The 12,654-nt window shown below is 31.4% G+C and carries 11 protein-coding genes and 1 pseudogene; 1 reads left to right on the top strand and 11 read right to left on the bottom strand.

Features of this window, described 5'->3' with window-relative positions:
• Window position 1 precedes the first annotated feature (1 nt).
• The 10 genes and pseudogenes from BWZ22_RS06970 to BWZ22_RS06925 all read right to left on the bottom strand — a co-directional run bounded on the left by BWZ22_RS06970 (window position 2) and on the right by BWZ22_RS06925 (window position 11,268).
• Entirely contained in the window at window positions 2-811 is an 810-nt protein-coding gene (locus BWZ22_RS06970; RefSeq protein WP_198027660.1) for a nitroreductase family protein, read from the bottom strand.
• Between the two features lie 208 nt (window positions 812-1,019).
• Window positions 1,020-2,345 carry a flippase gene (locus tag BWZ22_RS06965; protein ID WP_076702350.1) on the bottom strand — a complete coding sequence of 442 codons (1,326 nt, stop codon included), beginning with the start codon at window positions 2,343-2,345 and terminating at the stop codon, window positions 1,020-1,022.
• A 432-nt stretch (window positions 2,346-2,777) separates the two neighbouring features.
• Entirely contained in the window at window positions 2,778-3,650 is an 873-nt protein-coding gene (gene rfbD / locus BWZ22_RS06960; protein WP_076698912.1) for a dTDP-4-dehydrorhamnose reductase, read from the bottom strand.
• Window positions 3,651-3,661: 11 nt separating this feature from the next.
• Window positions 3,662-4,198 (bottom strand): dTDP-4-dehydrorhamnose 3,5-epimerase, encoded by a 537-nt coding sequence (gene rfbC, locus BWZ22_RS06955; RefSeq protein WP_076698911.1) that lies wholly within the window; start codon window positions 4,196-4,198, stop codon window positions 3,662-3,664.
• An 8-nt stretch (window positions 4,199-4,206) separates the two neighbouring features.
• Window positions 4,207-5,064, bottom strand: a complete 858-nt coding sequence (rfbA, locus tag BWZ22_RS06950; RefSeq protein ID WP_076698909.1) for a glucose-1-phosphate thymidylyltransferase RfbA — start codon at window positions 5,062-5,064, stop codon at window positions 4,207-4,209.
• Window positions 5,065-5,068: 4 nt separating this feature from the next.
• On the bottom strand, window positions 5,069-6,076 hold the full coding sequence (gene rfbB / locus BWZ22_RS06945) for a dTDP-glucose 4,6-dehydratase (protein ID WP_076698908.1): 1,008 nt from the start codon (window positions 6,074-6,076) through the stop codon (window positions 5,069-5,071).
• 4 nt (window positions 6,077-6,080) lie between these two features.
• A complete protein-coding gene (locus BWZ22_RS06940) occupies window positions 6,081-7,154 on the bottom strand; it encodes a hypothetical protein (protein WP_076698907.1) in 1,074 nt (357 codons plus the stop codon).
• A gap of 21 nt (window positions 7,155-7,175) precedes the next feature.
• Complete coding sequence (locus BWZ22_RS06935) at window positions 7,176-8,861, bottom strand: hypothetical protein (RefSeq protein WP_076702348.1); 1,686 nt, start codon at window positions 8,859-8,861, stop codon at window positions 7,176-7,178.
• Window positions 8,862-8,898: 37 nt separating this feature from the next.
• Window positions 8,899-10,391 (bottom strand): annotated as a pseudogene (locus BWZ22_RS06930) (GH3 auxin-responsive promoter family protein).
• Between the two features lie 7 nt (window positions 10,392-10,398).
• A complete protein-coding gene (locus BWZ22_RS06925) occupies window positions 10,399-11,268 on the bottom strand; it encodes a M23 family metallopeptidase (protein ID WP_157607923.1) in 870 nt (289 codons plus the stop codon).
• Between the two features lie 105 nt (window positions 11,269-11,373).
• On the opposite strand from BWZ22_RS06925, the gene BWZ22_RS06920 reads away from it, so the two are divergent.
• Entirely contained in the window at window positions 11,374-11,556 is a 183-nt protein-coding gene (locus BWZ22_RS06920; RefSeq protein WP_076698904.1) for a twin-arginine translocase TatA/TatE family subunit, read from the top strand.
• A gap of 71 nt (window positions 11,557-11,627) precedes the next feature.
• Here the strand turns inward: BWZ22_RS06920 and BWZ22_RS06915 are convergent, their stop codons facing one another.
• Complete coding sequence (locus tag BWZ22_RS06915; RefSeq protein WP_076698902.1) at window positions 11,628-12,632, bottom strand: DUF4837 family protein; 1,005 nt, start codon at window positions 12,630-12,632, stop codon at window positions 11,628-11,630.
• Window positions 12,633-12,654 lie beyond the last annotated feature (22 nt).

Genomic DNA, 12,654 nt, shown 5'->3' with positions numbered 1-12,654 from the left:
TCTATTCTTTTATTTTATTATAACTTCTTATTTCAAATAAATCTTTTTTTTCTGAAAAAGGAACCAATGCTTCTTTATCTGGATAACCTAGAGACATCAACATAATAGGCCTTTCATTTTTTTCGAGTCCTAATAATTCTTCCATTTCGTTTTCAAATTGTTTTACATCAGGCCAATTGATTGGACAAGAACTTAAACCTAGAGTCTCCAAAGCATACATTAATGACATTGAAGCAAGGGACGCATCTATGTATATTACATGCCTATCTCTTTCATCAAAATAAGCTTCCAATTTACCAATAACTACAATTATTACCGGGAAATTATGACTAAAGCCTAAAGTTCCCCAACTTATGTTTGCTACTTTTTGAACTAATTCCTTATCATCAAAAATTCTAAACTCAAATGGTTGTCTATTACAAGCTGATGGCGAAAGTAATGCTGCAGAAATTGCCTTATCAATAAGTTCTCTAGGGATCGGTCTATCTTCATACCACCTCACGGATCTTCTAAGTTTTGATAGGTTATAGAAATCATCATAAGAAACACTTAGTATACTAAAATCTCTTTGATATGGCACCGATTTAGTTTCTTTATCGCTAACAAGTTTATGCTGTTCAAATACCTGATTCAATTTATTTAATTTGGGGTTTGATGTATCAACTACTTTAAAATAATTTGATAAGACATCTGTATACCATTTTAAATTTTTATGGCTCACTGCTTCTTTTGAACTGGTAATTACTTTTACGTAAGCTTCAACTGTATTTTCTATATAATCAAGAGCAAAAATCGACCTTCTATCCTTCATTATTAGCCCTTTTTCTAAACGATGTACATTTCTTCTCAAAAGATAGAATGCTTCCTTCTCTATTTCATTTTGCTGATAGTACTTTAATCTCCCTTTAACGATGGCTAAATGTTCTCTTCTAAAAGCATTAGACATCATGAAATAGTAAAAACTACTTGTAAAAGAACTAACTGAAACTATCTTTAGGATAATGATTTGCAGATGTGTTCTAATTTTTTTTAAAGTATTCCTCATAATTAAATATTATACGAATGGGAGCGACAAAAGATTTCACAAAAAACAAAAATACTGGTTTAGTTTCCTTAAAAAAGCCAAGAATAAAAAAAGATGCCACTGAATAGGATATTATTGTTGCTATAGCCGCTCCAGAACCGCCATATAAAGGTATTAATAATAAATTCAATAACACATTTATAATGGCTCCTGACAACTGAGAAATAAGAGAAAATTTGTATTTACCCTCAGCTATTAACCATTTACTTAATACAGCTCTTAGAAAAACAAAGATAGCAGCCCATATATGAATTTGTAATATGACAACCGATGCACTGTAATCTATTCCATAAAACAATATAATAACAAATTTCGCAACAAAAGTCACCACTAAAGCTAGTGTAAATGAACCTAAAAAAAGGAAATCACAAAGTTGCTGAAGCCTCAACGAATATTTTTCAAATCCTTGATTTTTTGCACTCAAAATAGCAGGAAATAAAGCATTCAACACTATAGTTGGTATAAAATACCAAGCTTCTGAAAACCTTACTGCCGCTGAATAAAAACCCAACTCTTCATCGGAAACCATTGAGCCAATCATGACCTGATCAATTTTTAAATAGATTACAGCTGAAATGCTGGAGAAAACCAGTAACCAAGACTTTTTTGTTAAATCCTTAAGAACAACAACACTAAAAGTCCACTTAAATACAGACCCTCCATCTTTTAAATATGCCATTAAAACAGCAAACGCGACAAAAAAGCCTTCTACACTATATAAAACAGCAAAACTAACTAACGACGATTGTTTAAGAATAAATAAAACCTTGATAACAGAAACAACAACAAAAAACAGAGTTTTTAATATAGAAGGAATCTTGGTGTTTGCTTGAGATTCGTACCAACAATCAATTACTAAAAAAGGTTGAAACAAAAGGGATAGAGAAACAAGTAATACAACATTTTTTTCTAAATCATTTGAATATAAATGTAATTGATAAAAAAAACCCGAAAAAAAAATTAAAAGGACAACGATTATTGAAACAACCAACTTTAAAACAAAAGATGTTCCTAGAATAGTGTTTTTATTTTCTGGATTATCAAAAAGTTCCTTAACTAGAATACCTTGAAGTCCAAAGTTAACTATTGGTAAAAAAACTGTTACAATAGCAATCCCAAAATTTAAAAGACCAAATTCACTAGGGCCAAGGTACCTAGCTAACCAAACCCCAACAAAAAGATTAATTGTTAATCTAATTATTTTCTCAAATGTCATCCAAAAAGTATTACTAGCATACTTTTTAAATCCATCTGATTTCATTTTGTTTTTTTGTTTTTTTGGAAAAAAATTTTGCACTAATCCATAAAAATTAAATAGTTAAACACGTTTAAAATAAACTTGCCCATACTTGTCTCCATCAAGGCAAATCTTTAAACGCACAAAACCGAATACTTAGGTCGCTGTGCAAAAGTAACATAATTAGAAGTCTTAACAAGATGAATCTGATAATTAAATCATTTTTACTCTTCATCTAGTCTTTACCAATACTTACAAGATTTGTTTTGTTTTTCTCTCGAAATTATTAACCAAATAATATTACGTTATAGCCCATTTATATCAGGATTTATTTATTAACCTGTATAGCTATTTTAGGACGGGTCAGTTTGATTATTGCCTAAACCCAATAATTGGTCTTGATCCAATTATACTGTGAATTTAACACTTGTTATGCGGCAAAATATTAAATTTTGATTAGCCCTGGTTATGCTCTGTTAACCCTCCTAGGGTCTTTTTTAAACTGCTTTCCCACCGCGGCGCTTTAATATTAAACTGCTCTAACAATTTATCGTTTTTTAAAACACTGTACTTAGGGCGTTTGGCTAATGTGGGGTATTGTACTGATGTTATAGGGCTTAGCTTTACGTCTATTCCTGCAAACTTAAAAATAGTTTTGGCAAATCCATACCAACTGGTTTCGCCTGTATTACTGTAATGGTACAATCCGTATTGGATAGTTTTGCTATCCATAATCTTTAAAATTGCCGTGGCCAAATCGCCTGCGTAGGTTGGGCTTCCTACCTGATCATTAACCACACTTATTTCGCTACGGGTTTTAGATAGGCGCAACATGGTTTTCATAAAATTGTGGCCATATTCCGAATACAACCAAGAAGTACGAATAATAATATACTGCTCTGTTGTTTGTACTATAAAATTTTCGCCCTGTAATTTGGTTCTTCCATACACATTAATGGGTTTGGGCGTGTCGTTTTCGGTATAAGGACTGGTTTTGCAACCATCAAACACAAAATCAGTAGAAATATGGATTAAAACGGCATTACTCGCTTTACAGGCCAAGGCTAAGTGTTTTGGACCTAGTGCATTAATTTTAAACGCTTGGTCTTGGTCTTTTTCGGCTTGATCAACAGCTGTATAAGCGGCACAATTAATACAATAGGCTATACTGTTTTTCTTAAAAAAGGTTTCTACAGCATTTTGATTTGTTATATCTAAGGTCTTGGAATCTGTATATATAAACCTAAAATTTGGCCACTGGTTTTCCTGCTTTTTTATAGAACGCCCCAACTGCCCATTGGCTCCAGTTACTAAAACATTTACCCCCATAATCGTTTAATTTACAGTTTAAATTTGGGTAAACATTTATCTTTCTCTGAAATTATGAGGTTCTCTTTAGAAAGCCCCCAATTAATGTTTAAAATAGGATCGTTGTATATAATACCAGATTCTGATGCTTTATTATAAAAGTTATCACATTTATAAGAAAAAATAGTGTCCTCTTCCAACACAAGAAACCCATGAGCAAAACCTCTAGGAATAAATAACTGCTGGTGCTTTTTAGAGTCTAAAATCAATGAAAAGTACTTACCAAAAGTTTCTGAATTTTCTCTTAAATCTACACAAACGTCTAAAACCTTTCCTTTTAAAACCTGTACTAATTTTGCTTGGGCAAATTCTCCTTTTTGAAAATGTAAGCCTCTTAAAACACCTTTTGATGATTTAGATACGTTATCTTGAACAAAGTTTATGTTTAAACCTGTTAATTCTTTAAACGTATTGGTATTAAAACTTTCATAAAAACAACCTCTATTATCTCCATACACTTTAGGAGTGATAATAAAGCATCCTTTTAAATATGTTTCTTCAGCCTTCATATTTTTATTTATAATAGCTGTTGAAGGTATTCACCATATCCACTTTTCAATAATGGTTGGGCTAAAATTTGCAATTGATTTTTATTAATGAACCCCATTTTATAGGCCACTTCTTCAATACAACCAATCTTTAATCCTTGCCTTTCTTCTATAACTTGAACAAATTGTGATGCCTGCATCAATGATGAAAAAGTACCCGTATCTAACCAAGCAGTACCTTTATCTAATATCTCAACATTGAGCAAGCCTTTATTTAAATAAGCTTTATTTACATCTGTAATTTCTAGCTCACCACGTTTACTTGGTTTAATATTTTTTGCTATGTCTACTACTGAATTATCATAAAAATAAATACCGGGAACCGCATAATTTGATTTTGGTTTTAAAGGCTTTTCTTCAATAGATATGGCTTTATTTTGTTTATTAAATTCAACCACACCATATCTTTGAGGGTCTTGTACGTGATAAGCGAAAATGATACCTCCTTTGGGGTTAGAACACTGTTTTAAGGTGTTTTTTAAACCCGATCCATAAAAAATATTATCACCTAATATTAAGGCTACAGCATCATTTCCAATAAACTTTTCGCCTATAAGAAAGGCCTCTGCAAGTCCTTTGGGTTGTTCTTGAATAGCATATTCAAATTTACATCCAAAATCACTACCATCTCCTAGTAAATCCTTAAATCTATTGACATCTTGTGGGGTTGTTATTATTAATATCTCATTAATACCTGCAGATAACAGGGTTGTTAATGGGTAATAAATCATTGGTTTATCGTAAACAGGCATAAGCTGCTTGCTCACCACTTTTGTAAGTGGATATAAACGTGTTCCTGAGCCTCCAGCCAATATAATTCCCTTCATTTATTTAGCCTTTATATTTATTTAAATACCAATTTATTGTTTTTTCAATGCCTGTTTCAAAATTCTCTTCGGCTTTCCAGCCTAATTCTTTTTCAATTTTTGAAGCATCTATAGCATATCTAAAATCATGTCCTGGTCTGTCCTTTACAAAAGTAATTTGCTCTTTATAAGATGTTTTTTTAGGTAATAGCTTATCTAAAATATTGCATATTGTACTAGCTATATACAAATTATTACGTTCGTTATTTCCTCCTATATTGTATGTTTCGCCTGACTTTCCTTTTTGAAATGCTAAGTCTATTCCTTTACAGTGGTCTAATACATATAACCAATCTCTAACATTTTTACCTTCTCCGTAAATAGGAATATCTTCTCCTTGTATGGCTTTTCTAATAATAGTTGGAATTAATTTTTCATCATGCTGCTTTGGTCCATAATTATTAGAGCAATTGGTTGTAACCACATTCATACCATAGGTATGAAAATAACTTCTAACTATAAAATCTGACGAAGCTTTAGATGCACTATAAGGGCTATTGGGAGCATAAGGCGTTTTTTCGGTAAATAAACCTGTTTCTCCTAAAGCTCCATAAACCTCATCTGTTGAGATATGATGGAATCTATTATTCTCACAGCCTTTTTTAAATTCTTGAGGACTGTTCATCCAATGATTTTTTGCAACATCTATTAAATTAAACGTGCCAAAAACATTGGTATTTATAAACTCGTCTGGCTTTTCTATAGAGTTATCTACATGAGATTCTGCTGCAAAGTGAATAACGCCTTGAAATTTATATTTCTCAAATAACTCCTCTACCAGTTTCCTATTACAAATATCGCCTTTTATAAAAGTGTAATTAGGGTGTTTTACTACGTCTTCTAAATTTGAAAGGTTTCCTGCGTAGGTAAGCTTATCTAAGTTAACTATTTTAACCAGAGGATGGTTTTTAAGATAATAACCTATAAAATTAGATCCTATAAAACCTGCTCCTCCTGTAACTAATAAAGTCATTAATTTATTGATTATTTTTATTTTGATCTTTAAGGAATTTTCCTAAGCCTTGGAAAACAAAAAACAATAATGTCATAGAAAAGAAGGCTATTGGTAATACAAATTTCTTTTTATCAGTCCATTTTGAAATATCATAACCTGTTTTTGGAAAACTAGAAATAACATTAACTACATTTTTTTTCTCAACCAAGTCCTCATTAATATCTCTTCTAAGTTCTTCCAACCGCAATTTATTTTCAAGAATTTTTGATTCATCAACAATTAAATTAGTGCCTTCAGTATTACCCATAAATAAATTAGTACCAGAACCTGCTACAGGTTCTTTTTTAGATTCATTTATTCTAATTTTTAAATACTCATCAACCAAAGAATCTGTTTTACTAATCTGCTTTGATAGCGTTACATCCTGTCTTTTTAAATTTTCAATACCAACCTCCTTTAATTCTTTTAAATACGTATTGTTAGAAAGTTGCTTTGTTAATCCTGCTTCAATCTTTTCATAAATTCGTTTATCAGTAGAAGCAACACCAATTTTATGAATTTTAAAATTATATGGCGTTAATGATTCTCTATATCTGTCATATGTCATTTGTGATTGTGAAAGAGAATCTAAGCGTGTATAAAACTTAGAATACATTTCGGCTATGTCATTTTCATCTAAATCTGGTTCTATATAAAAACCTTTTAAGCTTGTGGCTAAACTTACCGGAATATTCAATTTCTTGGCAAGTTCTACAGAATCTTTATCAATATATGCCAACTGATGAAACTGCCTAACATTTTCATATACTTGACGGGCAGACTTAAAATTAGTCTCAATAAACATATTGGCTCCATATAACTTTTTAGAGTTTAAATCGATTACAACGCCAACAATAACACCTAAAACTACAGCAGAAACATACCATATTAAACGACTGTAAATATGTGATAGCAAAGCTATTATAACATTGTAAATTCCAATAAAAATACTAGCTATAAATTTAAACAGTCTATCAAAAGCATTCCCAATTAGCTTAAATAACTGCCCTAAATCTACTTCTTCAGATTGTTGTGGTTGTGGAGCTTCTTTACTCATGTTCTTTTTATATTATTTGAGTTAGTTTAATATCTGTTTTAAAATTGTTCTTGTTATTAAATATGTTGGTTTTACACCTGTGGTTCCTAATCCACCAGAAGCTAATGTAGCTCCTGTTTCTAGGGGGTTATCACTAGCATAATATGCGTATCTTACTTTTACATTTGAGCATATACTTCCTCTTACTTTTGAAGCTGCCTGAATAGCTTTTTGATAATGCGCCCCTTCCATTTCTAAACCTATAACCTTCCATGTTGATTTATGGAAAAATTTTAAAATGTCTTTGTTCTGTAGCGAAGTTCCTAAAACAGTTATCATTGTACCTTCATATACATCAACGCCATTTCCAACCAAATCTTCCTTTTTTAACTCGTTTTCAAATGGATAGTTATCAGCAGTTCCTTCAAAAATATGAGCCGATGGTATCATAATATCTCCTTTGCCTCCTTCTAAAATTCCGGCTTTACCCATTATAGATATAGATTCTACATTAAGGTGGATGTTCTTTTTGTTTCGTTTGTATGGTTTTAATAACTCATCTATAGTTTCATAAGCTTGCTCTCCAAATGCATAGTCCATTACCAAAATAACAGGCTTGTTTTCTTTTAAAATAGATTCATTTACTTTAATATCTAATTTAGACACATCTATTTTACTTGTATCAAAAATTTGGACATCAATGTTAGTTCCTGATGAATCTTTAATATACAACATGCCTTTACGCAGCGCTTCTGTGTTTACTTTGTTGCGTAACTCTTGATTTTCATTATTACTTAACGCCTCATAAACATTAAAAATATCTTTTTTTGAAGTTACTGCTTTTAGAGCCGAAGGTGCAAAAAGAGTATTCATAACACTGTGCATGTTAGCACTAATAATATGAATGGGTCTATCTAATAAACTATTTTTAAAAAGAATTTCTTTTATATTGTTTGCCCAAATTTCACCGTGGATGTGATGCCCTATTCGTTCTCTTAAAACGGGGCTAAAGGTTACCGTTCTTTTATTGTTATTAATTTGTTCTTCTATAGCTAATTTACCTAACCAATAAACAATATGTAAAAGTCTTTCAGGTTGTTTTGGTGTAGCAAATTCATGGTAAACCTCTCTTAATTCATCAAACGTTCTTCCTAAAATGTTTGCTGTATGTGTAATGACTACCTCACGCTCTTCATTGGTAAGTTTCTTTTTAGATAAAACGGCTTTTTCTAGTTTTATCCAATCTCTGGTGGTGAGTCCTTCTTCGTTAATAAGCACTCTATTGCTTATTTTATGAGATTCTACAAAAAGGAAGGTAAGGTGTGTTAAAATATCGTAGATTTCAGAGCGCCCTCTGGTAATCTCAATATTCATTTGTTCATCATCTATTCTATAACAATTTCTGCGTCGTTTTTCTGGAATAATTGTTTTAAAATGCGAATTAGAATAGCCTTCATCACTTGTTAAGTTGATGAACATACACTCTTCTATTCCTTCGGGGAGTCTATCTATAACATATAATAAGCCTTCTAACTCAGCTTTTTCATCGCCTATTGAGCCATAAATTTCTGGTCTTAAAAATAGTAGAGAATTACGTAACATTTCACCAGAAACTCCCATAGGTTTGTAAAAGCCACGTATGAATAAATGACGCATAGTAATATACATCCTTTCAATGGCATTAGAGCTTTCTTGAGCCCTTGTTCTTTCATGGTGCTTATTACTCATTGGCATTTTTTTATTGCCAAAGATAATACTATTTGCTTTAATTTGTGTGCGGAAAATCCTCAACTATTTTTCTATCGTTAGATAGTCTAGGAAGTTTGTTTTGCCCCCCAATTTACCAATAGATTTCATATAGTTTTTAAACCCGTCTTTCTTAACTGGGGTAATTTTGAGTGTTTGAAGCACTTTACCTTCTATTAAATCAAAATAATAAGTGTTTTGTTTTTGAAGTGATTCATCTATTTTTTTTGCAAAAGCAGAAAGGTCTTTTGGTTGTTTTTCAAATTCTATAAACCATTCGTGATATGGTAATCCTTCTTTTGGATTAATTTGAGGAGCTACTGTAAATTCTGTTACGCTAATGTCTGTATTAGCAGTAGCTTCTTGAATGGCTTGTTCTACCTCTTTACCAATAACGTGTTCTCCAAAAGCTGAAATAAAATGTTTTATTCTACCAGAAACAATAACTCTATAAGGTTTTGTTGAAGTAAACTGAACCGTATCACCAATATTATAAGCCCAAAGACCTGCATTTGTAGAAATTATCATTACATAATTTACACCAACTTCTACATCTTTTATGGTAATACGTTTTGGGTTTTCATTAAAAAACTCATCGGCTTTTATAAATTCATAAAAAATACCTGAATTTAATTGAAGCAACATGCCTTTTTGGTTTTGCTTATCTTGAAATGCAAAAAAACCTTCGCTAGCTGGATATAATTCTATACTATCAACTTTTCTTCCTATTAAGCTTTCAAATTTAGCTCTGTAGGGTTCATAATTTACGCCTCCAAAGATGAAAAGATTGAAGTTTTTAAAAATGTCTCCAACTTTTTTCCCTGTTTTTTGTTGCAATTTTTCAAAATACATTTGAACCCATGATGGAATTCCAGATATGATAGTCATATTTTCTGGAAGTGTTTCCTCAACAATGGCATCTACTTTGGTTTCCCAGTCTTCAATACAATTAGTCTCCCAAGAGGGCAATCTGTTTTTCTGAAGATATTTGGGTACATAATGCGCTACTATACCAGAAAGCCTACCTAATTTTATACCGTTTTGTTCTTTTAAAATAGGGCTCCCTTGAAGAAAAATCATTTTACCATTTACAAACTTTGTGTTTCCAGTTTCATGTATATACATTAAAATAGCATTTCTGGCAGCCTTTATATGACTTGGCATACTTTCTTTTGTAATGGGAATATATTTAGCACCAGATGTGGTTCCTGAGGTTTTAGCAAAATAAATGGGTTTTCCTGTCCAAAGTATGTCTTCTTTACCAGCAACAACCTGTTCTACATAAGGTTTAAGAGCTTCGTAATCACGCACAGGAACACGCTTAACAAAGTCTTTATGCGAGTTTATGCTAATAAAGTCATGGTCTTTACCAAACTGCGTTTTAGTTGCAGTAGATATTAACTCTTGAAAAACTTTTTCTTGAGTTTTTACGGGGTTATTAGCCCACTTTTGAATGCTTTTATAAACGCGTTTTGCAAATGGTTTGGCTAAAGCAGATTTTAATGATATCATTTAATATTTATTTAAAATCTATAAAATTTGTTGGATTAATGGGATAACCGTCATTCCAGAGTTCAAAATGTAAATGCGGGCCTGTTGAGAGTTCTCCAGTATTTCCTGCCGTAGCAATAACTTCGCCTGCTTTTACCAAATCGCCCTGAGATTTTGTAAGTTCTGCATTGTGTTTATATACTGAAATTAACCCATAACTATGTTCTATAATAATTACATAACCTGTGTTGGCGGTCCATTCAGAAAAAATTACAATGCCATCGGCTGTAGCTTTAACAGGAGTGTTTTTAGGCACAACTACATCTACAGCATAATGTTTTTCTTCTATGTTATAATGTTGGCTAATAGTACCATTAACTGGTGGAAATAACACAAAATTAGTTGCTGTTGTAGCAGATTCAAACAAATTATATTTGTCTTCCTTATCAACTTTTTCTCTTAAAAGAGAATCTTCTACTGAAGGTTTAAAATCTACCTCACTAGCTTCTAATTTTACGGCTTCAATAATAGAATCTTTATTAAAGTTAGCAGCACTAACATCTCCTTTTAATACCTTTTTTATAGAACCATAATACAACTCATTCATAGCTATAACTTGTTGCAATGAATCTGTTTTAAAACTAAGCTCTGTGGCTTTCTTTTTTAATGCTGTTGAAGAATACCCTGGAATATACTCTCTAAGCGGAGTAAAGGCTATTATTATATAAGTAATGGCTATTAAAAAAATAGCCGATAAAGATGCAAAAACAAAAACATTAAGCCTTGTTAGTTTGAAAGATAATCGTTCTTCAAAAGTAAGCTCGTTAAGTATTACTAATCTATACTTATCTAGTAATTTCTTTTTTATTTTTTTAGGCTTTTTCTTCATGGAAAGCAAAAATAAAGAATTTATTAATGACTCTTTTTTTGTAAATGCTAAAGTTATGTTTAAAACGTTATTATTAAACTTTAATTATTAACTTTGTTTTTTAAACGAATTATTATGAGCTTATATATATTACCATTAGCATTTGGACCTTGGCAAATAGCCTTAATTGTTGTTGTTGTTCTGTTATTATTTGGAGGTAAAAAAATACCAGAATTAATGAGAGGTTTAGGTAGCGGTATCAAAGAATTTAAAGATGCTAGCAAAGAAGAAGGTACCGATAGTGATAAAAAAGAATAACCATATTCTAATTATAAAAAAAGGGCAACATAATGTTGTCCTTTTTTATTGCTTATATCTTGCTAAATTATTTATTCAATTTTTACAGACTTAATAATAGCCTCTAGTTCTAGCATATAATTACGTTTTTCTACTGAAGGAGCAAATATAAAGCCTTCAACACCAACCCAACGTTTGTTTACTTTATCTTCAATAGTGTAATTTATAAAAGGGCCTCCCATAAAATCGTTAGTTAATTCCCAAATGCCTTTGGTTTCAAAAGCGGGTTTATTATCAATAATGGTTTCTCCATGAAATGGTGTGTAAGCATCTTCGGTAACCATATAAGAACTAATTGTTGTTCCATCTGCTTTAACAGTTCCATCTAAGCGCCCTTTAAAATATGCCTGCCCTATAGAGTCTCTAATCTTAATTATTTGTGTTACGGTACTGTCATTTCTTTTTATGGCATTGTATGGTAGCTCATAAATCATTAAATGCGAATGACCTGTTGTAATATCTTTTCTTAACCAAAAGAAATTATCGGTTTCTTTTGCAATTTCATAAATTGAAGGAAATTGAATGGTTAAGCCTAACTTTTCTTTTATTTGGGTTATTTTATGAGGTGATTTAGCTATTTGACGTTGTCTTTCGGCAATTTCCATTGCTTTAAAGGTTTCTACTATTTTATCGCTATTTTCAGTTACTAAATCTATAATATCTTGTTTTGTTTTTCCTGAAAGCACAATAACTTTTTGTGGTTTGGCATACACATTTTCTTTAATAGTTATTTCTGGTGCTTTATTCATTTCAACCTTTAAAACGGTTCTGTTTCTGGTAACAAAACCCGTAAAGACTGAAGTTGGAATTTGACTCAATGTAAACATAGGTTCATCTTGCGGAAGCCCATAAATAGTTTGGGTTAGTAGGTTTCTAATAGATTCTCCAACGCTCCCGTTCCACAAATCATTATCTATAACTACTGATACATGGTTAATGTTTCCGCTTGAATCATAAAAGAAATCTTCAGTGGTTTTATTTTTGTCTTTACAAGACATTACCACCAATAATAAGGTTAGTAGAAGAATTTTTTTCATCTGTTTGTTGTATTATTTAAGA

The sequence above is a fragment of the Seonamhaeicola sp. S2-3 genome, assembly GCF_001971785.1.
Lineage (GTDB): Bacteria > Bacteroidota > Bacteroidia > Flavobacteriales > Flavobacteriaceae > Seonamhaeicola.
Note: the sequence above shows the minus strand (reverse complement) of the source record. Positions and strands in the feature narration are given on the sequence as shown.